The organism is Paenibacillus sp. 7541, assembly GCF_002276395.1.
Taxonomy (GTDB): Bacteria; Bacillota; Bacilli; order Paenibacillales; family Paenibacillaceae; genus Paenibacillus_AQ; species Paenibacillus_AQ campinasensis.
In genome coordinates, this window is sequence record NZ_NQLZ01000026.1 from 1 (window position 1) to 23,570 (window position 23,570).

The 23,570-nt window shown below is 49.2% G+C and carries 21 protein-coding genes, 2 tRNA genes and 1 riboswitch; of the genes, 21 read left to right on the plus strand and 2 right to left on the minus strand.

Annotated elements, in window-relative coordinates:
• Nucleotides 1-50: 50 nt before the first annotated feature.
• The 18 genes from CHH75_RS16025 (at nt 51) to CHH75_RS16115 (ending at nt 17,174) form a co-directional block, all read left to right on the plus strand.
• Nucleotides 51-124 (plus strand) — tRNA-Pro (locus CHH75_RS16025).
• Between the two features lie 11 nt (nt 125-135).
• Nucleotides 136-209: transfer RNA gene (locus tag CHH75_RS16030), tRNA-Gly, on the plus strand.
• Between the two features lie 267 nt (nt 210-476).
• On the plus strand, nt 477-3,260 hold the full coding sequence (ppc, locus tag CHH75_RS16035; protein ID WP_095267913.1) for a phosphoenolpyruvate carboxylase: 2,784 nt from the start codon (nt 477-479) through the stop codon (nt 3,258-3,260).
• A gap of 250 nt (nt 3,261-3,510) precedes the next feature.
• The gene (gene sigW / locus CHH75_RS16040; RefSeq protein ID WP_095267914.1) at nt 3,511-4,080 is read left to right on the plus strand and encodes an RNA polymerase sigma factor SigW; all 570 of its coding nucleotides are present in this window, start codon (nt 3,511-3,513) and stop codon (nt 4,078-4,080) included.
• A gap of 131 nt (nt 4,081-4,211) precedes the next feature.
• Nucleotides 4,212-4,826, plus strand: coding sequence for a zf-HC2 domain-containing protein (locus CHH75_RS16045; RefSeq protein ID WP_095267915.1), 615 nt, complete (start codon nt 4,212-4,214; stop codon nt 4,824-4,826).
• Nucleotides 4,827-5,028: 202 nt separating this feature from the next.
• Complete coding sequence (gene cdaA / locus CHH75_RS16050; protein WP_095267916.1) at nt 5,029-5,862, plus strand: diadenylate cyclase CdaA; 834 nt, start codon at nt 5,029-5,031, stop codon at nt 5,860-5,862.
• Nucleotides 5,855-7,309: a CdaR family protein gene (locus CHH75_RS16055; protein ID WP_095398656.1), complete on the plus strand. Its 1,455-nt coding sequence runs from the start codon at nt 5,855-5,857 to the stop codon at nt 7,307-7,309. The genes cdaA and CHH75_RS16055 overlap by 8 nt, the downstream gene beginning before the upstream one ends.
• A gap of 51 nt (nt 7,310-7,360) precedes the next feature.
• Nucleotides 7,361-8,701 carry a phosphoglucosamine mutase gene (gene glmM / locus CHH75_RS16060; RefSeq protein ID WP_095398657.1) on the plus strand — a complete coding sequence of 447 codons (1,341 nt, stop codon included), beginning with the start codon at nt 7,361-7,363 and terminating at the stop codon, nt 8,699-8,701.
• Nucleotides 8,702-9,064: 363 nt separating this feature from the next.
• Entirely contained in the window at nt 9,065-9,244 is a 180-nt protein-coding gene (locus CHH75_RS24915; RefSeq protein WP_095267919.1) for a hypothetical protein, read from the plus strand.
• 211 nt (nt 9,245-9,455) lie between these two features.
• Complete coding sequence (gene glmS / locus CHH75_RS16070; protein WP_095398658.1) at nt 9,456-11,288, plus strand: glutamine--fructose-6-phosphate transaminase (isomerizing); 1,833 nt, start codon at nt 9,456-9,458, stop codon at nt 11,286-11,288.
• A 326-nt stretch (nt 11,289-11,614) separates the two neighbouring features.
• Nucleotides 11,615-12,418 carry an alpha/beta fold hydrolase gene (locus CHH75_RS16075; protein ID WP_095398659.1) on the plus strand — a complete coding sequence of 268 codons (804 nt, stop codon included), beginning with the start codon at nt 11,615-11,617 and terminating at the stop codon, nt 12,416-12,418.
• A gap of 30 nt (nt 12,419-12,448) precedes the next feature.
• Nucleotides 12,449-12,922 carry a GbsR/MarR family transcriptional regulator gene (locus CHH75_RS16080; RefSeq protein WP_095398660.1) on the plus strand — a complete coding sequence of 158 codons (474 nt, stop codon included), beginning with the start codon at nt 12,449-12,451 and terminating at the stop codon, nt 12,920-12,922.
• A gap of 196 nt (nt 12,923-13,118) precedes the next feature.
• Nucleotides 13,119-13,760: a hypothetical protein gene (locus CHH75_RS16085; RefSeq protein WP_095398661.1), complete on the plus strand. Its 642-nt coding sequence runs from the start codon at nt 13,119-13,121 to the stop codon at nt 13,758-13,760.
• A 568-nt stretch (nt 13,761-14,328) separates the two neighbouring features.
• Nucleotides 14,329-14,634, plus strand: coding sequence for a YfzA family protein (locus CHH75_RS16095; RefSeq protein ID WP_095267924.1), 306 nt, complete (start codon nt 14,329-14,331; stop codon nt 14,632-14,634).
• 15 nt (nt 14,635-14,649) lie between these two features.
• Nucleotides 14,650-15,021, plus strand: coding sequence for a GntR family transcriptional regulator (locus CHH75_RS16100; RefSeq protein ID WP_095267925.1), 372 nt, complete (start codon nt 14,650-14,652; stop codon nt 15,019-15,021).
• Nucleotides 15,022-15,027: 6 nt separating this feature from the next.
• The gene (locus CHH75_RS16105; protein WP_095398662.1) at nt 15,028-15,894 is read left to right on the plus strand and encodes an ABC transporter ATP-binding protein; all 867 of its coding nucleotides are present in this window, start codon (nt 15,028-15,030) and stop codon (nt 15,892-15,894) included.
• Nucleotides 15,887-16,492 (plus strand): ABC-2 transporter permease, encoded by a 606-nt coding sequence (locus CHH75_RS16110; protein ID WP_095267927.1) that lies wholly within the window; start codon nt 15,887-15,889, stop codon nt 16,490-16,492. The genes CHH75_RS16105 and CHH75_RS16110 overlap by 8 nt, the downstream gene beginning before the upstream one ends.
• 130 nt (nt 16,493-16,622) lie before the next feature.
• Complete coding sequence (locus CHH75_RS16115; RefSeq protein ID WP_095267928.1) at nt 16,623-17,174, plus strand: NADPH-dependent FMN reductase; 552 nt, start codon at nt 16,623-16,625, stop codon at nt 17,172-17,174.
• A 144-nt stretch (nt 17,175-17,318) separates the two neighbouring features.
• On the opposite strand, the gene CHH75_RS16120 is transcribed toward CHH75_RS16115, so the two are convergent.
• Together CHH75_RS16120 and cls are read right to left on the minus strand one after the other, a co-directional pair.
• The gene (locus CHH75_RS16120) at nt 17,319-18,173 is read right to left on the minus strand and encodes a glycine betaine ABC transporter substrate-binding protein (RefSeq protein ID WP_483310954.1); all 855 of its coding nucleotides are present in this window, start codon (nt 18,171-18,173) and stop codon (nt 17,319-17,321) included.
• 494 nt (nt 18,174-18,667) lie between these two features.
• Nucleotides 18,668-20,116, minus strand: a complete 1,449-nt coding sequence (gene cls, locus CHH75_RS16125) for a cardiolipin synthase (RefSeq protein WP_095267929.1) — start codon at nt 20,114-20,116, stop codon at nt 18,668-18,670.
• Nucleotides 20,117-20,335: 219 nt separating this feature from the next.
• Between cls and CHH75_RS16130 the strand changes: the two genes are divergently transcribed.
• From CHH75_RS16130 to ehuC, 3 genes are all read left to right on the plus strand, one after another.
• Entirely contained in the window at nt 20,336-21,415 is a 1,080-nt protein-coding gene (locus CHH75_RS16130; RefSeq protein ID WP_095398663.1) for an AI-2E family transporter, read from the plus strand.
• Between the two features lie 126 nt (nt 21,416-21,541).
• Nucleotides 21,542-21,688: riboswitch (cyclic di-AMP (ydaO/yuaA leader) on the plus strand.
• A 372-nt stretch (nt 21,689-22,060) separates the two neighbouring features.
• On the plus strand, nt 22,061-22,915 hold the full coding sequence (gene ehuB, locus CHH75_RS16135; RefSeq protein WP_230875734.1) for an ectoine/hydroxyectoine ABC transporter substrate-binding protein EhuB: 855 nt from the start codon (nt 22,061-22,063) through the stop codon (nt 22,913-22,915).
• A 1-nt stretch (nt 22,916) separates the two neighbouring features.
• On the plus strand, nt 22,917-23,570 hold the full coding sequence (gene ehuC / locus CHH75_RS16140; protein WP_095398664.1) for an ectoine/hydroxyectoine ABC transporter permease subunit EhuC: 654 nt from the start codon (nt 22,917-22,919) through the stop codon (nt 23,568-23,570).

Genomic DNA, 23,570 nt, shown 5'->3' on the forward strand with positions numbered 1-23,570 from the left:
ATGCTTCGAACATGAGCTGAATGGATCAAGGTTTTCAAGTTTATATTTATCGGGATGTAGCTCAGCTTGGTAGAGCACCTGGTTTGGGACCAGGGGGTCGCATGTTCAAATCGTGTCATCCCGATCTTTACATCTGCGGGTGTAGTTCAATGGTAGAACTCCAGCCTTCCAAGCTGGTAGCGTGGGTTCGATTCCCATCACCCGCTCCATACATAGACAGACATCACTTTACCGTGGTGTTTTTTTTACATCTTGATGCCATTGTTCTGCAAAGTATTAATGTAATAAAGGAAGGCCCGTCGTATAAGGGCTGAAGGCGCAACTTGATGAGGCTTTTGTGGTGTTTTGGTTAATTTTTCGCGGGGAAATCGCGGGAAAAATGGAGATTTTCGTCCGTTTTTATTGTATGATGTTAGGAAGGCGTTAAGTCTGGATTCTACAGATAAACTGATTCGGGTTTAGATGGGAGGAGAAGTATGACTGAACTCACAGTAACCGCAAAGAGCAATTCCAACAACCTACTGCGGCGAGATGTACGGTTTCTGGGGAACATTCTCGGGGAGGTTCTTGTCCATCAAGGGGGCAATGAGCTGTTAGATATCGTGGAGAAAATACGTGAGACGAGTAAATCGTTACGATCGGTCTTCTTGCCTGAATTGTTTGCTGATTTCAAGAACATGATCAGCACGCTGGAGCCGGATATCCGCCACCAGGTGATTCGGGCCTTCGCTATATACTTTCAGCTTGTCAACATTGCGGAGCAGAACCACCGTATTCGCCGGAAACGGGATTATGAACGTTCAGCGGGCGAAAGCGTGCAACCAGGCTCAATTGAAAGTGCTGTGCAGGACCTGAAGGAACGCAACATTCCTTATGAAGAGGTTCAAGAAATTCTCGAAGGGCTGTCTCTGGAGTTGGTAATGACAGCTCACCCGACCGAAGCGATGCGTCGAGCGATTCTGGATATCCACAAACGGATTGCAGAAGATGTGATGCTGCTCGACAATCCGACACTCACATTCCGTGAAAGAGAACAGCTTCGGGAAAAACTGCTGAATGAAGTGATCACGCTATGGCAAACCGACGAGCTGCGCGACCGCAAGCCGACGGTTTTGGATGAAGTACGAAACGGAATGTATTATTTTCACGAAACACTGTTTCACGTTTTGCCAGAGGTTTATCAAGAACTGGAGCGCTGTTTGAACAAATACTACCCAGGGCACCGTTGGCATGTTCCTACGTACCTACGTTTTGGCTCCTGGATCGGAGGGGACCGCGACGGCAACCCTTCGGTTACGGCTGACGTTACGTGGAAGACGCTTGAAATGCAGCGTAAGCTGGCCATCCGGGAGTATCAGCGCATTCTGGTAGAGCTGATGAAGTATCTCAGCTTCAGCTCATCGATGGTCTCCGTATCTGACGAACTGCTTCAATCGATCGAGAAGGATCGCAGTCAGGTGACCCTGAAGAAGATGGAAATCTGGCACAACGAGAAAGAGCCGTATCGGATTAAACTTACTTATATGCTGGCCAAAATGATGCATATTCTCGACGAGAATATGACCGGCACCGAATGTTATCAGAGTCCGGAAGAGTTTATCGAGGACCTGAAAGTCATCGACCGAAGCTTGCGCTTCCACTTTGCTGACTATGTCGCAGATACTTATATTCAAAAGCTGATTCGCCAGGTAGAGTTGTTTGGCTTCCATACCGCCACCCTGGACATCAGGCAGCATAGCCAGGAGCATGAGAATGCCATGGCTGAAATTTTGCAGAAAATGAACGTGGTGCAGGACTACGCCTCCCTTACGGAGGATGAGAAGGTGGAACTGCTGAATAACCTGCTGAATGATCCGCGTCCTTTGACAACGCCTTATCAGGAGTACAGCGACAGTACAGAGGAATGCCTTGAGGTATATCGGACGGTGTTCCGTGCACAGCAGGAGTTTGGCCGCAACTGTATCTCGAGCTATCTCATCAGTATGTCCGAAGGAGCAAGCGATATTCTGGAGGTTATGGTATTTGCCAAGGAGGTTGGCCTCTTCCGTAAAGATCCGGACGGTCATGTCACCGCTACCCTGCAGGCAGCTCCTCTGTTTGAGACGATTGAGGATTTGCATGCTGCGCCTGACATTATGCGCAGGCTGTTCAACCTTCCGATTTACCGGGAAGCTGTTCTGGCCATGGGGGATCTGCAGGAGATTATGCTTGGCTACTCCGACAGCAACAAGGATGGCGGAGCCGTCACAGCGAACTGGGAGCTGCAGGTGGCGCTCAAGGAAATTACCGCGGTTGCCAATGATTTTGGCATCAAGGTGAAATATTTCCACGGCCGCGGCGGATCGCTCGGTCGCGGAGGAATGCCGCTTAACCGCAGCATTATGGCGCAGCCGCCTTCAACGATTGCCGGTGGCATCAAGATTACGGAGCAAGGCGAAGTCATCTCTTCTCGTTATTCCCTGAAAGGGATTGCTTACCGCAGTCTGGAGCAGGCAACATCGGCCTTGATTACGGCTTCGGTGCAGGCCCGCTATCCGCAGGCTGAAACGAATGAGGAGTGGTTGCGAATCTCTGCTAGCATCTCGGAAGTGGCTCAGAAGAAATATCAGGACCTCATCTTCCGTGATCCGGATTTCCTGAGTTTCTTCAAAGAATCAACGCCACTGCCTGAGGTCGGCGAACTCAATATCGGTTCACGTCCTTCCAAGCGCAAGAACAGTGACCGTTTTGAGGACCTGCGTGCCATTCCTTGGGTGTTTGCATGGACGCAGAGCCGTTACCTCCTTCCTGCATGGTATGCGGCCGGTACAGGCCTGCAGAGCTTCTATCAGGGCAAGGAAGAGAATCTGAAGGTGCTTCAGCAGATGTATAAGAACTTTCCGTTCTTCACATCGCTGATCGACACGCTGCAGATGGCGATGGCCAAGGCGGATCTGATCATTGCCAAAGAATATTCGAACATGGTGAAAAACACGGACGCGCGTGAGCGCATCTTTGGACAAATTCAGGAAGAGTTTAACCTGACCAAAGATCTTGTCCTCAAAATTACGGGCCAACAGGAGATTCTAGATAATCAGCCTGTTCTGCAGGAATCCATTCGTCTGCGCAATCCGTACGTGGACCCGCTCAGTTACTTGCAGGTGCAGCTGCTGAATGAGCTTCGCACGCTCAGGGAACAGAGTCAGGACGATCCTGAACTGCTGCGAGAAGTATTGCTGACCATTAACGGAATCGCTGCAGGTCTTCGGAATACGGGCTAATCGCTTTCCTGCTTGATTAGGATCATGCAAGATGAAGTGAACCACTTCCGGTTAATTACAGGCGGGACTCCTCATATGTAGGGGTCTCGCTTTTTATTTATCATATCGTTGCGATGAAGGTTGATGTAGGATGTATCTCGATCACACAGGATGATGGATTTTGAAAATTTGTTGCATTTTAGAAACAGTTGAATTACCATTTTGAATGATGCTTGTTATACGTTACCCATCAGACCATTCTGGGGGAGTTATGGTGGACAATTTAGATGTTAGATTGGCAAAGCTCGCCCGGAAAGGGGATCAAAGAGCGTTTGCCGAGATCGTGGAGTTATATAAGGATAAAATATTTCATTTGGCTTATCGAATGCTGAGCAATCGGCATGAGGCCGAGGACGTGGTACAGGAGACTTTCCTGCGAGTCTACAAAAATCTCGACCGCTACGACGATAATCAGAAGTTCTCGACGTGGATTTACCGGATTGGCACCAACCTTAGCATTGATAGGCTGCGCAAGCGCAAGCCTTCCTTTTCTTTGGACGCCGAGGTGAGCGACAACGAAGGGACCGACGGATACGCCTTTATACCTAGCGATAACCGCACGCCGGAGAGCGAGACGCTTCTGTCGGAGACCCAGCGGATTATTCACCAGGCGATTGATGGACTGCCTGCCAAGTACAAGACGATCATGATTCTGAGATACATACAGGACATGTCGTTGCAGGAGATCAGTGAGGTTATGGACTTGCCGGTGACAACGATCAAAACAAGAGTGCATCGTGGTCGGGAATTTTTACGTAAGAAACTGGAATACAAATTGTAAGTAATTAGAATTATTGGATAGAAAAAAGATGAAACATCCTCGATTCCGGCGCGTATGAACATTAAGCAAGTCTTATGCCCTTACGAGGGAGTAGACCCAGCAAAGAGATTTAATGAAAGGATTGGCTCATAATGGAATGCAAATTAGCCGTCTCTTTGATGCATGATTATCTGGATAATGACTTGTCCGAGCCGCAGCAGCTGGAATTGAAGAAACATTTGTTGGAATGTGCTGACTGTCGGAATTATTTTGAGAAGCTCCAGCAGACGGATATGCTGCTGTTTTCTTTAACACATCATGATACGAGGCCGTCCGATGATTTAACCGATCGGATTATGGCTATGATTCCAAAGCCGAAGACGCAGAAGCGATGGGTCAACTGGGTGAGGAATCATCCTGCAATTACAGCGGCCGCTTTGTTCCTGCTTGTCATGTTCTGCAGCACGCTTAGCCTGTGGAATCAAGGCAATCAGCTGGTTGTGAAGACCGATGAGCTGGAGAAGCTGGTGATCGAAGGTAAAACAGTGATTATACCCGAGGGTCAGACGATTACCGGCGACATTACGATCGAGAACGGAAAAACCAAAGTATACGGTCAGGTGGACGGCAATCTGACGGTTATCGATGGTGAGCTTTTCCAGGCATCGACGGCTCATATATCAGGTCAAGTTAAAGATATTGATAAGGCAATGGATTGGATATGGTACAAAATCACCAGTCTGTTCACGGATGTCGCTTACCGCTAACGAATCGTAAGATTCCTAATGATGAACGGCGCCTCTTTTCAATGAAAAGACGGCGCTTGTTTTGTTGTTTAATGGTAGGAATCGGCCGTTGACAGGGGCATTCGCTTGCATCGTGAGGTCTAACGTTATAACCTAGATAGTATAGAGTACATACTATATATATGTTTGCCAGCACGACTAAAGGAATGACGGGGGTTGCTGTATGGGGTATTTTGCGGATATGACGTGGAAAGAATCCATTAAAGATATCATCGATATACTTATCGTTACCTATATTATATATCAGTTGATTTTACTCGTTCGGGGTACCAGGGCAGTTCAGCTGTTGAAAGGTATCCTTGTACTGGTTGTAATCTGGGCTTTAAGTACATGGTTTGATTTGTACACGCTGAAATGGCTGATGAATCAAATCTTTACCTTTGGTGTGCTTGCGATCTTCATTATATTCCAGCCGGAGCTCAGACGAGGTCTGGAGCAGCTGGGAAGAGGAAAGATGTTCGGCCGGACGGCGGACATGGATGAGGAAACGAATAAAGTAATCAGCGAAACGATTAAGGCTGTAAACTATTTATCCCGTCGAAAAATTGGCGCATTAATTGTGTTCGAGCGAAAGACGGGTTTGAATGAATATGTGGAGTCTGGAATCCAGATGCGTTCGATCATCAGCTCAGAGCTGCTGATCAATATTTTCATTCCGAATACGCCCCTTCATGATGGCGCGGTGATTATTCAGGGCGGACAGATTGCAGCAGCAGGCTGCTATCTGCCGCTGTCAGAGAACCCGTTCATCAGCAAGGAGCTGGGAACCCGCCACCGGGCGGCTATCGGGATTAGTGAGACCGGCGATGCGATATCGGTCGTAGTATCCGAGGAAACCGGACAAATCTCCCTTGCGCTTAACGGGCAGGTGGTGCGCGATATCAAGGAGGAATCGCTTATTTCCAAACTGTATGAGGAACTGAAGCCGGCAGCCTCGATTAAAGAAAAGCGTTCGTTTTTCTTCTGGAAACGGAAGGGGGAAGACCGCAATGGATAAATGGATCAATAACAACAACGTCAGCAAACTGATCGCGCTGGCAGTCAGTGTATTGTTATGGGCCATGGTTCATATGGATAACGGGACCCCCGCGCCGCCGACAACTTTCATTGATACGCGCCTCATAGAGGGCGTCCAGATTCAGACGTTCGGTTTTGATGACAGCCACTATGCGCTCACAGGCATCGACAAGGATCGTGTGGATCTTGAGGTGAGAGGAAAGCTGTCGCAAATCCGGCTGGTGAAGGACGAATACAAAGTCAGACTTGACCTCAGCGGGGTCAAAGAGCCGGGAACGCATACGTTGCCTCTCACGTACTCCGTCCCGAGCGGGGTAGAGCTGGTCTCGATGGAGCCGTCACAGGTGACGGTGACTGTCGAGAAGCGGGTCACGCGCTCGGTAACGGTAAGTATTGGCACGACAGGGGAGCCTGCGAAGGACTATCGGGCCGGAACGCCTATGCTCATAGAACCACGCCAGGTCACGGTCACCTTGCCTGAATCGGAGATGGAGCAGCTTGGTGAAGTGAAAGGATTCATCAACCTGGACGGGGCCGACGAGACGGTGACGGAGAAACGAATCCGACTAACGGCATATGATAAACTAGGCAACCCAATGGAGGACGCGGTCATTGAGCCATCCACCGTTGCGGCGGAAGTGCCCGTTGAACCAGCATTTGTATCGGTTCCGCTGGATGTGGATTACACTGGCCGGCTGCCGGACCATCTCGTATTGTCGAAAGTGGAGAGCAAGGTGAAAGAGGTTCGTCTCTTCGGCAATCAGGAGGCGCTGGCAGGAGCGGAGGACTACTTCCGGGTCACGATCGATTTGGGGAAAATCACCAATTCGGGAACAACAGTGCTTACGACTGACTTGACGCCGCCTGTAGGTTTTGAGAAAATCGAGCCGAGCTCTGTCGATGTCGAAGTGACCGTTGTCGCTCATGAAGAAAAAGTCATAGACGGCATTTCGATCGTATTAAACGGCGTACCGGCTGGCCTGGAGGCTGCCATTCGGGAGCCCAGGAGTCAATCGATATCGCTGGAGGTTGCCGGAGCTCCGGATATTTTAAGGGGACTCGGGCCTGCGGACATTCAGGCTGAAGCCGATTTATCCGGCATGAGCGCAGGGGTTCATGAGGTGCCCCTGCAAATTTCACTTCCAGATTTTGTTATGCGAACCGATCAGGAGCGGGTCACGGTTCAGGTCGAGCTCAAGGAGAAATCGACACCCGCGTCAACCAAGCCCGATCAACAGGGGGCCGAAGCGGATCAAACCGAGGCAGAGAAGCAGGACCCGCCGGCCGTGCCGGAAGGGCCGCCGCAGGCACCTCCGGCTGACAGCGGTGAAGGCAGCGGTTCAGATGAGGGAACCGTCCGGCCACCGGCAGAAGGCACTGAGGAGCCAGAGACGAAGCCTGGCGACGGCACGGGTGAAGGACAATAACTGAACAGATAACAAAGATATATAACCGTTAAGGGACAAAGGAGTATACAAATGGGGAAATATTTTGGTACAGACGGAGTTAGAGGCATTGCCAACAAGGAGCTTACCGCGGAGCTTGCATACAGCATCGGCCGCTGCGGCGGATATGTGCTGACTGGAAATAAGGAGAAACCGACGGTTGTGATCGGTATGGACACCCGGGTATCGGGTGCCATGCTGGAATCCGCACTGATCGCAGGCCTGCTGTCGATCGGTGCGCATGTGATCCGCCTCGGTGTTGTAACGACACCGGCGGTTGCTTATATTACAAGATTGCTGAAGGCGGACGCCGGAGTGATGATCTCAGCCTCGCATAATCCGGTGGAGGATAACGGCATTAAGTTTTTTGGCGGGGATGGCTTCAAGCTGTCCGATGAAACCGAGCTGAAGATCGAGGAACTGATGGATGCCGAGACCGATACGCTTCCTCGCCCAATTGGCGGCGAGCTGGGCGAGCTTCGGGTCGATAATGAATCGAAATTTAAATACCTTGATTATTTAAAAACGACGATTGCGAACCGTTTCGACGGGTTGAAAATCGTGCTGGATTGCGCCAATGGCGCAGCCTATGAACTAGCACCTAAATTGTTCCGTGAGCTGGGCGCCGAGGTCATTGCGATTGGTGCAGAGCCTAACGGGCTGAACATTAACGACAACTGCGGGTCGACTCATCCCGAGAAGCTCGTTGAAGCGGTGCTGGCACATGGTGCAGATGTTGGGCTTGCCTTTGACGGTGATGCAGACCGGCTGATTGCGATCGACCATAAGGGTGAAGAAGTCGATGGCGACTATATTCTGTGCATTTGCGGAGAGGCGATGAACCGGGCCGGCAAGCTGAAAGAAGGCACAATTGTCTCAACGGTCATGAGCAATATCGGCTTTTACAAGGCGTGTGACAGTCTGAAACTGAAAACCGCCAAGACCGCTGTAGGTGATCGTTATGTCATGGAAGAGATGCGTCGCGGCGGGTATAATCTGGGTGGCGAGCAGTCTGGCCATGTCATTTTCCTAGATTACAATACGACAGGGGACGGCATTCTGACAGGCATTCAGCTGGTGGATACCATCGTGGCATCCGGGAAGAAGCTTCATGAGCTGAAAGGAAGCATGCGCAAATATCCGCAGGTTCTCGTTAACGTGCGTGTCGGGGACAAGAGCAAGTATCAAGGCAATGCCGTGATCGAAGCGGCCATTTCGGAAGTCGAGCAGAAGCTTGGCGATAATGGCCGGGTACTCGTGCGGCCGTCTGGGACCGAGTCTTTGATTCGGGTGATGGCAGAAGGACCGGATAAGGACGAACTGGACCGTTATGTGACCCAGATCGCTGATGTTGTGAAGCGGGAGCTTGCCTGATTCCTGAGTCGTGTTTTTTCAGGGGGCGGGTGTTGGAACACAGGGTCGGTGGAGCTACAGCTGCTTGCTTCATCGGCTCTGCGTTCGGGTATAGATAGGAAGGATCTGAGGAGGCAAACCGCATAGCTGCTAGCGCCGTAGGCGTGTGGCAGAGGATTGCCCGACAGAACTAGTTAATCTCTGTTTGAAATCGTACGGCGAGTGGACTCGTGTCGGGATAAGTCGAACGCGAGTTGCCAAACGAGATCCATGTGAATATAATATAGAATGTCATTCAGGAATGGAAAGCGAGGGTAGTGAGGTAGACCACGAGTTATACAAGCGCCAGAGCTTGACGACCGCAGGTGCTTGGCATATCGTTTCTTGATCATCGGTTCAGGATGCGAAGACGGCCAGGGGGCGGATCAGCAAGCTGACGAGGTGGAGGTGTTCGGAATGTTCGGCGGGGACCTCCCGGTATTGCACCATAGCCGTAAGTCGGATACGGAAAATGAATGGGCGACCGTTCACACAATGTTCCGGCAGGGTGCCAATCAATCATAAAACCATGGGTGTACGAACCAGAGCATGCGTAAAGACGGTGAAAGAAGAGTGCATTCATGTATATTCAATAACTGACTGAGCCCGATGGGTTTGGATTGTACGTTGACAATTGAATAATTCATCATTCTTCTTTCGACATACCGCACTTGGCGTCATGTTCAGGGGATCCACACCTCATCATATACGGAAACCCGAACGGAGGAATTATACAATGTGTGGTATTGTTGGATATATTGGAACGCAGAAAACGCAATCGGTGTTGCTTGAAGGTCTGAAGAAGCTGGAGTATCGTGGTTATGACTCTGCCGGAATTGCAGTCTTTACGAGTGAAGGGCTTCGTATTGCCAAGGCGAAGGGACGTCTGGCGAACCTGGAGCAAAGACTGGAAGAGGCGCCGCTGGTCGGAACAGCTGGAATTGGTCATACGCGCTGGGCTACGCATGGCAAGCCATCGGACGTTAACTCTCACCCGCATACGGATGAAAGTCAGAAGTTTTCGGTCGTTCATAACGGCATTATTGAAAATTATCTGGAGCTCAAGGAAGAGTTGATTAGCCAGGGGCATGAGTTTGTGTCCGAGACGGATACTGAAGTGATCTCTCACCTGATCGCTAGAGAATACGATGGAGACATTGTAAAAGCGGTTCAGAAGGCGATTACCCATATGAGAGGGGCTTTTGCGCTTGGTGTGCTGACAGAGTACGAGCCGGACAGACTGGTGGCTGTTCGACAAGCGAGCCCGCTTATTATCGGTATTGGCGAAGGGGAGAACTTTATCGGTTCCGATATCCCGGCCATTCTGAAATATACGCGCAATGTCTACATTCTGAACGATGGCGAGATGGCCTTGCTGACAGCCGATGCTGTCGAACTGATGACGATCGAGGGGAATTTTATTTCTCGGGAAATGATCCGTGTCGATTGGGATGCCGTCACAGCGGAAAAAGGCGGTTTCGATCACTTCATGCTTAAGGAAATCCACGAACAGCCGAAGGCTTATCGGGATACGATGCTCGGACGCATTGATGCCAGCGGCAAAAAAGTAGTACTGCCGGAGCTGAAGCTGACGGAGGACCAGATCAAGAACATTCGCAACATCCAGATTGTCGCCTGTGGTACAGCGTACCATGCAGGGCTTGTAGGCCGCACGATCATCGAGCAGCTGGTTCGCATTCCGGTGGAGACGGATGTAGCTTCCGAGTATCGCTATCGTTCGCCGATCGTGAACAAGGATACGCTTGTCATCGTAGTCAGCCAATCCGGTGAGACAGCAGATACGCTGGCCGCTCTCCGTGAAGCTCAGGCCAACGGCGCACACGTGCTGGCCATCACCAACGTGGTGGGAAGCTCCATTGCCCGTGATGCAGACGACGTGATCGCGACGCTGGCGGGTCCTGAAATCGCGGTAGCCTCGACCAAAGCGTATACTTCCCAGCTCATTGCTTTCAACCTGCTGGGCTTGTATCTGGCTCAGGTGCGCGGCACCCAGACACCGGAGCAGATCGCACACACGATCGCAGCGATGCAGGCGCTGCCGGAGCAGGTCGAATCGATGCTGCAGCAGGCGGACGCCATCAAGAATTATGCCGAGCAGATCTCCAAGCATGAGCATCTGTTCTTCATCGGCCGTGGCCTGGATTATGCTGTGGCTCAGGAGGGCTCTCTGAAGCTGAAGGAGATTTCCTATATTCATTCCGAAGCATATGCTGCGGGTGAGCTGAAGCATGGTACCTTGGCGCTGATTGAGGACGGCATTCCGGTCATTGCCCTGGCGACACAGGAAAGTGTGCTGGAGAAGACCGTTAGCAACATCAAGGAAGTGAAGGCACGCGGTGCTGACGTACTGGCCATCACGTATGAAGAGCATGTTGCAAGCCTGCTGAAGTCTGTCGACCAAGCGTTTGCGATTCCGAAAACATTGCCGCTGCTCAGCCCGGCCTTGTCGGTTGTTGTACTGCAGCTGCTGGCTTACTACGCTTCCTTGGCGCTCGGCCACGACGTGGATAAACCACGGAATCTGGCGAAGAGCGTGACGGTGGAGTAAGTAGGGGTTACGGGGTACGAAGGGGTTTGTCTTCATTAACGACTCCTGCATAGATAAAGTTAAGGTTCTTAAATAAAAAATCCGAAGGTTTTTCCGGTACTTTTCCGGGAGGCCTTCGGTTTTTTTATTGTCAAAAACGGAAACAATCCTCGCGATCCGTACCAGTGCACTCACAAATTCAATGAGAAATATCCATACGATGAGAGGTACTAAAGGAATGTTATAATGCTTCATTCGTTTCAGAAGTTTCAGTATTTACTAAAATAATTAAAAAGGGTAACATGGACTTGTAAGCGATCGGAGTTTCATAAAGGGAGGGAATCTCTATGAATAATGACTTGTTAGAAAAAGTAATGAGTAAGGACGGCTGTAATATCCATTATTGGATTTCAAATCAGGGGAAAGATTCATGGCTAATATGGTTACATGGTGCCGGTGCTGATCACAAGATGTTTAATGAACAAATACCCGTGGTTGATAAGGCGTTCAATCTTTTGCTTTGGGATGCGAGGGGGCACGGTTTATCCAGACCCATGGGTGATAAATTTAGCATAAAATTATTGATGGAAGATCTAATAGAGATCATGAAGATAGAAGGAATAGAGAAGGCGACGTTTGTAGGTCAATCGATGGGTGGCAATACAGCACAAGAGATGGCATTTTATCATCCCCACAAAGTAGAGAAACTTGTACTGATTGATTGTACCTGCAATACAATGAAATTGACCGCGATGGAGAGGTTTTATTTATATTTAACACCGCTTATAACTCGGATGTATCCATGGAGCAACTTGGTTCATGCAAGTGTGAAGGCCAGTGCGTTACAACCGCATGTACAGGATTATTTACAGCAGACATTTAATCTTATAGGAAAAAAGGATTTTGTTAAAATATTTTTAGCCACTGCAGCCTGTCTTCATTACGAAGAGGGATATACAATAAATAAGCCTATTTTGCTTGTTTATGGCGAACATGATCAAACAGGGAATATTAAAAAAATTGCCCCTTCCTGGGCATCTAGCGAACCCAATTGTAGGCTGGTTGAAATAGCCAATGCAAGTCATTGTGCGAATCAGGATAATCCTTCACAATTTAATACGAGCTTATGGGAATTTTTGAATGATCAATAGATAAGTGTAGACAGGGAGGCAGATTCAGTCATGGACGTTAAAGAACTGGAGTATGATGAAGAAAAACGAGCCTTTGTCGAAAAGCTGGGTGTTTATTATGAGGACCATGGGATTCCACGAATTGGTGGAAGAATTTTAGGGTTATTATTAGTTTCGAATCAGCCTGTATCTGCGGAGCAAATGGCTAATCTTTTAAAGGTAAGCAGAGGGAGCGTATCGACTAACGTGAGACTCCTCGTCTCTATGGGGCTGTTAGAGAAAGTATCCGTTGTAGGTGATCGAACAGACTATTATTCCGTCAGTGAATCCATATGGGATAATGCCATAAAAACGAGGATTGACGGTTTTAAAAACTTGCGAAAGATTGTAGAACAAGGTTTAAAGGCAGTCGAAGGGCAATCTAATGCGAATAAGAATTTTGCTGAAATGCTCCTTTGGGTCGATGGTATGATCTCTAGTCATGAAAAGTTGCTGTTTGTGTGGAGGCAGGAAATCAAGGATTGAAGTAGGTAATAGGTTTACAATTAACCCCAATACCTTCGGGATTTTTGCTTTTTTATGCTTTAGTCCGTAACCCTTTATCATTTCTGTGCGTTTAGTTATATAGGTAACATGGAGAGCTGGTGCCCAGGAGTTACGTGGCGTTAATGTCCCGATAGTCCAGTCTGGGCTTACACCCTGGTAATGGAGGCATAAACCAATGAAAAAAACGATGGTAGCTTTAGGACTGTTACTCATAGGAGCTCTTACATTTGGTGTAATATCATCCTCTGCAATAGACCCACTTGCATCGGATCTGAGCCGTATCAAAAGTAATACAGACCGTAATGAAAAGGTGGAGAAGAAGGTACTGGTCCAAGTCGGCCCCAAAGAAATTACCAATACGGATGTATTAAACTACAAGGAGCTCAATAGTATTTCCCAATCAGTATCAAACGTTACCGACTCTGACATTCTTAAACATATGATTAAAGAAGAGTTATTCTTACAATTAGCCGAACAAGAAGGTGTATCCGCAACGTTAGAGGAAGGCAGACAAGAAGCAAACAAAATGAGGGACTTATTAAGTGAACAGCCCAAAGAAGTACAGGATACACACAAAATGTTAATTGAAGCATCGGGAGTCACCGAGGAAGAGCATTGGGAGAAAATTGCCCCAGGCCAGTATCAGAAGATCTTATCGAGTCAAAATTTAGCTGAAAAGATATGGAATGAACATGCTTCTGCTCAAAAGGAACCAGCCGATCCCGCTACAGTTCTTCAAGAATTTAAAGACCAACTGTTACAATCTTCAATTTCCAACGGTACCGTTAAATTTATTGACAAAAGCATCAGCCTTTAACGATGTAGAAGAATAAGAGTTTATACGGCGATTTGTTTCCGGAGTCTATCGGGAATAAATCGCCTATTTTGTTTTCAGGTTGTGCTGATCCACAATCCCTTTCCGGGTGCTTAGCGCCATGATCCCTTTTAATCAGGGAACTCAGAAACATGCTTTGACCCGTCCCTTGTTCCTCTTCCTCTAATCGCTCGCTAATCGCTCGTGAACCGCCCGCGAATGGCCCGCGAAATCGCTTGCTCATGTCGCACTCTCCGCTGGCTTTGCCTCCTGAACGAAAGGGATAATCATGCAAGGAGGACAGGGGCCCTTCGATACGAACTTGCACTTATCAGACGATATATGCATACTGTTCGGCCGACTGAACGGATATGCTCCCTTACAATTGACAGTGAAATAATTAAGCCTGGTGCTTTATGAGGAGTTTTATTTTCGTTATCATCAACAAAAATGGTTGCACATCGCCTTTCACCGTGTATATAATGTGTATATAGTATATATACATTATATAAGATCGAAAAGAAGGATATTCTAACATCATGAAAGTGAAAGGTGAGGGGAGAGCGAGCCAATGTCAGGAACAGAACAATCCGTTCAAGCCAGTCAAGTGAAGAAATGGCTGAGCATCATCGCTGTATTTATCGTTTTTCAACTGATCTTTTTTGCCGTGGATGGTACATTCCTGGAGCCAAGGATCAATGATAGCAACAATTGGTTTGCCCAGTTGGGGCGGTGGATTCTGGACTCGAAACTGTTCACAGAATGGATTACGCCTTATAGCTATCCGTTTTTCAATATGTTCATGACCGTGCAAGTGATATCGATACTGGTTGTGGCTGTGCAGGACATAAAATCCGCTTGGATTTCCAAAACTTAAAGAAGAGGGATGGGCATGCAAATTGTTATATCGAACAGTTCCAAGGAGCCGATCTATGAGCAGATTACGAATCAGATGAAGGCGCTCATTCTGGGAGGCGAATTGCAGGAAGGGACAGCCTTGCCCTCCATACGCCAGCTCGCGAAAGACTTGCAGATCAGTGTGATCACAACCAAACGGGCCTATGAGGAATTGGAGAAGGCAGGCTTCATCTACTCCATTGTCGGAAAGGGTTCCTTTGTCGCTGAACAGAACCTGGAGGTGATCCGGGAGAAGAAGCTGAAGGTTATTGAGGAGCAGCTGAGCGCGGTGATCACGAACAGCAGAGAGATCGGCTTGTCTCTGGATGAGCTGCAGCAATTATTGAAGCTTTTATATGAGGAGTGAGACGGGATGGAGCATGTTATTGAATTGATCAATGTAAGCAAAACGTTTAAAGGATTTTCCGTTCATAATATGAATCTCGAAGTGAAGCAAGGGTATGTGACGGGATTTATCGGAGCCAATGGCGCCGGCAAATCGACCACGATCAAAATGATCATGAACCTGCTCAGGCCTGATGCTGGAGAGATCCGGATATTCGGTCTGGACTACAAGACGCATGAGAAGGCGATCAAGGAGCGCATCGGGTTTGTATATGATGGCAATGTATTTTTTGAAGGGCTGAACTTGAAAGATATCAAGCGGATCGTGGGCCCCGCGTACAAGCGCTGGGACGATACGCTCTTCAAACGCTATGTGGAGCAATTCGAATTGCCGCTGGGCAAAGCGATCAAGACCTTCTCCAAAGGGATGCAAATGAAGGCGTCGCTTGCGATCGCGTTGTCCCATCATGCGGAGCTGATCATTATGGATGAGCCGACAGCAGGGCTTGACCCCATTTTTCGCCGGGAACTGCTCGACTTGTTGCAAGAATTAATGCTGGATGGCAACCGAACGATCTTCTTTTCGACGCATATTACAACAGATCTGGATCGGATTGCGGATTACATCGCTTTGATCCAGAAGGGGAAGCTTGTCTTCAATCAAACGATTCACGACGTTGCTGAGAACTATGCGCTCGTGAAAGGAACAACGGATCTGCTGGACAAGGATACGGAGCGGGCGTTTGTTCACATACATCGTGCGCCGACAGGCTTTGTGGCATTAACAGATAACGTTAAGGAAGTGGAGCATATTTTCGGGGGAGCGGTTGTGACGGAACGGGCGTCTTTGGAGGACATTATGTACTATATGAAAGGAAGAGAAAGCTATGTTTAATTTGATTCGGCGCGATGTGATTTTGCAGAAGAGGCATCTTTTAATCTTCTTACCTTTTATTATCTTTTTTATCCTTATGAGCAAGGACCCCTTCTTCATTTTTCTCGTTGCCAGCGTCTTCATTCCCTTTAATACGTATGCCTATGATGAAAGGGCAGAGACGAATATCCTGCTGAATTCCTTGCCTTACACCCGCACGGAAATTATCGCAGCGCGTTATCTGGGTGCGATTGTGTATATGCTGCTTTCCATCGTTCTGACCAGCTTGGCATTATTCATATTCAACAAACCGTTTACACTGACGGATATCGCGATTGGCGCAGGGCTGTTTATCGTGTTTGCGGCCTTTACCTTCCCGCTGTTCTATATCTTTAAACCGGGGCATATTACATCGGCGGTTCTTATTGGTTTTATCGTTCTGGTAGGGGTGGGCCCTTATGTTGCCAACCTTATCGCCGAGCATGTAACGGCGGTCACTGATTTTCTCCTTAGCTTGTCTATGCCGGCTTTATATACGGGAGCGACGATCGTGATCATCGGCATTTATGCCGTATCTTGGGCCATTACGACGACGATTTACCAGCGAAAAGCATTCTAAGAACGATGCTGTTTTTCCTTAATCTTAATATTGAGATTTTTAAGACTTTAAGGTATGATAGAAGTAGCAGTTGGAATGGACTATATTTTGGACGAGTTGGTAAGTAATATAGAAAAGGGAGGAAAGTACAATGGCAAATGAGAAATTGAACGTAGGCATTATTCTAGGGAGCACAAGACAAGGACGGGTAAGTCCGCAAGTAGGCGAGTGGGTTAAGGGGATTGCAGATCAGCGTGGCGACGCCAATTATGAGATTGTGGATATTGCAGACTACAATTTGCCGCTGCTTGGCACGACAGACGGATCCGAGCCGGGTATCGCAGCTTGGAATGAAAAGCTGAACAGCCTGGACGGTTTTGTGTTCATCGTGCAAGAGTACAACCACAGCATTACCGGAGCCTTGAAAAATGCGCTTGACTTAGCTCGTGAACCTTGGAATAACAAGGCAGCAGGCATTGTCAGCTATGGTTCGACCGGAGGCGCACGCGCCGCTGAGCATTTGCGCGGTATTCTCGGCGAATTGATGATTGCAGATGTACGGGTTCATCCGACATTGTCATTGTTCACGGACTTTGAGAATTTCGCAACCTTTAAACCGGCTGAATTGCATCTGGACAATGTCAATGCCATGCTCGACCAAGTGGTTGCTTGGAGCGGGGCGCTAAAGACGCTGCGAGTTTAAAGTATCGTTCAAATAAAGGCATAGATAACGCGAATATCAGATACGGCTTACAGGCCGTGTCTGATTTTTTTTTAAATAGATAGAAAAGGAAGGCCCCCACGATAAATCCTAAAGGTGCCTTCCCACAATCGTGTACAATTCAGTTTAGGACTTCAAATCTTCGATGGAATTTACGTCTTCCATATAGGCCGGAACAGCCAATCCGGATTTCACATTTACCATGTTAGCTCCAAGATCGTCGAGCTGGTCGGCATATCGCTCCCAATAATCCGCATGAGTCACCGGCAGCCAGGCAGCTACCATGGCGTCTACGTCACCGTTGGCAACACCAATCCACATCGGTCCGATCTCCACCTGCAAGGCCTCCGCCTTGTAACCGAGCTTCTCTTCAAGCACATAGCGGACAACGCTGGTGCTCGCAAGCTCGGAATCCCACATGACAAAACTGAGGGTGAACGGATCGCCGTTTACGGGCTCCAAGCCTTCGATCCATTCCTGAACTTTAGCCTCGTTCTCCTCCACCCATTTGGAAGCAGCGGATTCCGCATCCATTCCGTTCTGGATATCAATCATCACTTCACCCATATCGTCGGCCGTCCAGTGAAAGCGGTCCAGAAATTCATAGGCCACCGGATGATCATCCTTCAGCCCAAGACGGGCAATCGTGTGAATCTCTTCAGGCTCTCCGTAAGTCAGTTTGGGATCATCGAGATATTTCAGATCATAGGTGTTAAACATCCAGTGCGGGGACCAGGCTACAAAAACAATCGGCTGTTTATTGTTATAAGCTGCATCGAGCTGGGCGGTCATGCCCGCTGCCGAACTTTCCGTCAAGGTCCAATTCGACAAATCATAATCTTCCATGGCTTGGGCTGTCAGCCTCATAAGGCCTGAGCCTGGATCCGTACCCGTAATCGTATATTTAACCTGCTCTCCGGCGGTCACTTGTTCCGCACCCGAGGCAGAATTGGAAGAACAGGCTCCTAATATGAGTACCATAGCTAAACTAAGAAACATCATCCATTTCCGTGTATTCTTCATCATGCGTTTCCCCCATCTGTAATCGTCGTTTCTATGCCGGCGTTACATTCTGCAGAAGTAGACAACGTTTGACGAATTGCGACAGTCGCTTGTCGTAACAACACCGTCATGATAACAAACAATGAAATTTTTCACAAATGAAAACGGCTGTTTATTAAGAATATACAGAAAAAACTGTATAAACCGAACGTGAGTATAATGCCGATTACGCTTGGATGCTCGCTATTTCTCAAAAATCATCGCCGTATATATTTCGTATAAAAAAATATTATTTTTTTTGTGGATGAGTAGGATTTCAGGGGAAACACACCGAGTTAGCAACAGGAATATTTATGCTCGTTTCATTCGTAAGCCAATAAAAATCACCCCACTCAAGACAATGTCTGAATGAGGTGATTCATTGGCTTTGCTTCCTCGGCGGTCGAAACTGCCGGCTTTCTGTCACTTCGACCCTACAGAATCGGCGACAGCAATCGAGAAATCGACTCCTTGGTCCGAATCCAGCGCGACCGCTTCTCATAATCCTCCAGCGTGAGCAGCCGCGATACCCGCATATCCTGATGGAATGTCTCGGTCAGAGACCTTGAGATGAAATCGTCGTACAGGAAGGCGTTGACCTCGAAGTTCAGCTTGAAGCTGCGAACATCGATGTTGGCCGTTCCGACAGAGGCGATCTCTTCATCGACAATGATCGTTTTGGCATGGATGAAGCCATTGTTGTACAGGTACACGCTCGCTCCCGTCTTCAGCATCTCCCCGATATAGGAGAGGGTGGCCCAGTACACAAAGAGATGATCCGGCTTGTCCGGAATCATGATGTGTACCTTCACGCCGGAGAGCGAAGCGATCCGAAGCGCATCGAGCAGGCTGGCGTCCGGGATAAAGTAAGGTGTCTGAATGTAAATGGATTTTTTGGCCGCCGAGATCATTTTGATATACCCGTTTTTGATATGCTCATACTCCGAGTCGGGACCGCTCGTCACGATCTGGATGCCCACATTGCCGGGCGAATTGATCTTGGGAAACAAGTTCGGCTCATAGGAGATGTCATGATGATGGGACGCCTGATTCCAGTCCAGAATGAACCGGACCTGCATCGCATATACCGCTTGTCCCTGGATTCTCAGGTGAGTATCCCGCCAGTAGCCGAATTTGGAGTTGAGTCCGAGATACTCGTCTCCGACGTTGAAGCCTCCGACATACCCGATGTCGCCGTCGATGATGACCAGCTTGCGGTGATTCCGATAGTTCAGACGCAGATTGACAAAGCGCAGTTTGGACGGAAAGAACGCCTCGGCCTCTCCGCCAGCTTCCCGAAACTTTTTGAAAAAGCCTTTGGTCAGCTTTCTGGAGCCCAGCTCGTCGTACAGCACGCGGACTTTCACGCCTTCCTTGGCCTTGCGGGTCAGGGCGGCGATTAGTTGCTTGCCCAGCTGGTCTCTACGAATGATGTAATATTGGAGATGAATATACTCTTTGGCTTCCTCAATGTCCTGGAACAACCGATCGAATTTCTCTTTACCGTCGGTGAAAATCTCCACATGGTTATCATCGGTCAGGATCGCCTGATTCTCGTTGATGTGCATATGGATCAAATCGCTGTTGCAGGCCGCAACCCGGTTGCGGAACGAAAACTGCCCGCTGTTAATGTCGCTCATCTGGGCAAGCAGCACCTTCTCAATACCGGTCTTCTGGAGATCATCCCAGTGGAACAGGCGGATATGCCGCAAATTCTGAGCAAACAGCAGGTACAGCACGAATCCGAGTACCGGAATGAAGAATAGAACGAGCAGCCAGGCCCATGTCGAGCCGACATCCCGCCTCTCCTGAAACACAACGATCACGGCCAATGCGATATTAAGGACGAAGATGAAGCTAATGATGATGGACGTAACATCCATGAAAAAAGTTCCCCCTACCTTTCAGCCTTGTCCGGATAACGCTTCATATTATACTGGAGCTGTTACAAGAAGTATATATCCGGCACCCAAATGGGCCGTGAGATTGAGCGTCAATTGAGGCGGCAAGAAGGATGTGTATCCCGCTTCTTCGCTGCCGTTTGAAAAGCCGGTCTTCTGCATGATACGATAATTGAAACATAAGGAGATGGGGAGTCGCTATTGCTGAAGATGAACAAGTTTTTTAAGTTCTGTTTTGCCGTTATTCTCGTTCTGATTATCATTTACCTTTGCTCGTTAGTCAGCTTCATATTCAACCCTCTATTATCCTTTATTTCGGTGATCATCGTTCCGCTGATGCTGAGCGGTTTTTTCTATTATCTGCTGAGGCCGCTGGTGGCTCTAATGGAGAGGAAGAAGATGAACCGGACGCTGGCGATTTTGCTGCTCTATGTTGTGTTTGGGGGGATCCTGGTCGGCTTTCTCATCGGGGTCTGGCCCTCTCTTAAAGCGCAGATCATTGCCCTGGTGGACAATGCGCCGGCGATTTTCGCTGCCTTGAACAAGAAGATGCTGGAGCTGGAGCAAAGCGGCTTCCTGGAAGGTGTGTTTCCGGAAGGCTTCAATCCGTTAACGACGCTGACAGAATATTTGAACCGAGGCTTTACGTTCCTGACGGAATATGTCGTGAATTTGGTGGGAATTATATCGGAATTTGCGATCATTATGTTCATCTTCCCGATCCTGCTGTACTACATGCTGAAGGAGGGCGGCAAATTCGGCGAGCTGATCGTCCGCTTTCTGCCGAACCGTTTCAAGGAAGTCGGCGCGTCGGTGCTTGGTGAAATCGACAGTGCGCTCAAAGGCTTCATCGTAGGTAGGGTGATTGTCAATTTTGCACTGGGGGTCTTGATGTATGTGGGCTTCCTCATTATTGGGCTTCCGTATGCGCTGCTGCTGACGGTCGTTGCGGTCATTGCGAACTTCATCCCGTTTATCGGGGCTATCGTGTCCTCGATCCCGATCATTATTATTGGTTTGATCCAGTCGCCATCCACCGCGATATGGTCGCTTGTCATCATTCTGGTGGCCCAGCAGATACAGGATAATCTGATCGGTCCGTATATTTTTGGCAAGCAGCTGGACATTCATCCGATCACCATCATTGTGCTTGTCCTGGTCGGACAGGACCTGGCTGGCATTATCGGAGTCTTGCTGGTCGTTCCGGTTTACATGATTCTCAAAATTCTGATCAGCCGGATTTACGAGCTGTTCTTCAAGGAGAGATGGGAGCAGTTATAGGGGGGATGAACACCCCGTCAATGAATTCTTTAAGTTTGCGGAATGCCTTGTGTGATGCGGTTTTCAGCCGATCCTTCACCGCTTAAAGGGCTGGATCGGTTTGACATTTCCTAGCATTCCCTGTATTATGAACACACGCTTAGTTTCCGGTTGCTTAAGTCCGGAAAGCGGGGGAACCAGTTTTTTTAGGGGCGAGTCACTTGATTGTCAAGTGTAGGGTACCATCTTACCCGAGTCCGTCAGCTAACCTCGTCAGCAGTGGATGGGTCTTATTACATAATTGAGATTGATACCAAGGCCCTTAATTCTATGGAACAGGGGCCTTTTCTCTTTTCATTGACCCCATGCTGGCGGAGCTATGTTCGGATCCCCCTGCAAGAGGTCTTTTTTCGTTGGTTAAGAAGAGGAGGTGGCAATCAACCGGGCGTAGAGTAAGCGCCAAGCAAGTCCATATGCATATCCACAGGCGGTACAAGTGACGTGGAGTATAAGGAAAAGTCGATTATTAACGCTGGATAATGGGAGCGTTGAAACGGATTTTGACCCTATGAAAACCTAGTTGAAATATGAGTTTACTAGGTTTATTTATTCATGCCTAAAACAGGCATTCACAGATTTCAAGAAAGGTTGTGGGAAGGTTTGAAATTGCAAAAAGTGGCTCTGTTGTTGCTTAGTTTGGTGCTGGTTAGCGTGCTTGCAGCATGCGGGGATCAAGGCAGCACGCTGGAGAAGGCGATCGAGAGAGGGTATGTTACGGTCGGCTTCGCGAACGAGAAGCCTTACGCCTATCAGACGGCCGATGGCGAGCTGACAGGGGAGGCGGTCGAGATCGCCCGCGTCATTCTCGAGCGGCTTGGCGTTGGGGAAATGCGGGGGGAGCTTACCGAATTCGGCTCGCTGATCGCCGGGCTGCAGGCGAACCGCTTTGACATGATCACGGCCGGGATGTTCATCACGCCCGACCGCTGCTCGGCTGTCCTGTTCGCTGATCCGGAGTACAGCATCGGCGAAGCGCTGGCCGTGAAGCAGGGGAACCCGCTGAACCTTGGCAGCTACGAGGATATCGCTGCGAACGAGGAAGCGAGGGTTGCCGTCATGACCGGTGCTGTGGAGATCGGCTACATGGAGAAATCGGGGATTCCATCCGAGCGCATCATCCAGGTTCCGGACCAGGCGTCCGCGATCAGCGCACTGCAGGCCGACCGGGTTCAAGCGATTACGATGACGGGTCCATCGCTGCAGGCGATGCTGGATTCGGCTAGTGATGATCAGATTGAGCGGGTCGCCGATTTCGAGCAGCCGGTCATCGACGGGGAGAGCGTACGCGGATACGGTGCCACGGCTTTCCGTCAGGCCGACACGGAATTCCAACAGGCTTACAATGCGGAGCTGCAGAAGATGAAGGAGTCTGGCGAGCTGCTGGAGATTTTGCAGGAATTCGGATTTACCGAGGATGAGCTTCCTGGCGATATGACGGCAGTCGCAGCGTGCGGGGAATAAAATGCCATCGTCTTGGATTGAATTTTTGCCTACCCTGCTGAAGGGCGCGGAGATCACCGTCATCGTGGCGCTGCTATCCGCGGTGCTAGCCATTGTCGCAGCCTTTATTGCCGGTTTGGGGCGCCTGTCCAAACTGTGGATCGTGCGGACGGTGATGGCGGTGTACGTGGAAGTATTCCGGGGAACGTCGCTGCTGGTGCAGCTGTTCTGGCTGTACTTTGCATTGCCGTTTATCGGGATCGAGCTGCCGAAGATGGCAGCGGCCGTGCTGGCGATCGGACTCAACTTCGGCGCATACGGCTCCGAGATTGTCCGCAGTGCGATTCTTGCGGTGCCGAAGGGACAGTGGGAAGCGGCGGTGGCGCTCAATATGAAGCCGTGGCAGCGAATGTGGAACATCATACTTCCCCAGGCCTCCCTGCGCATGCTGCCGCCATTTGGCAATCAGCTGGTGGAGCTGATCAAGTCGACGTCGCTGGTGTATTTCATCACGATGGCAGATCTTACGTACCAGGCGATGGTGCTCCGCAACAACTACATCTCCTGGACGACGGAAATATTGATTTTGCTGCTGCTGATGTATTTTGTCATGGCAACACTGGTCTCCGTGGGTGTGAAGCTGCTTGAGCGGAAATTGACAGCGGGGAGGCTATAG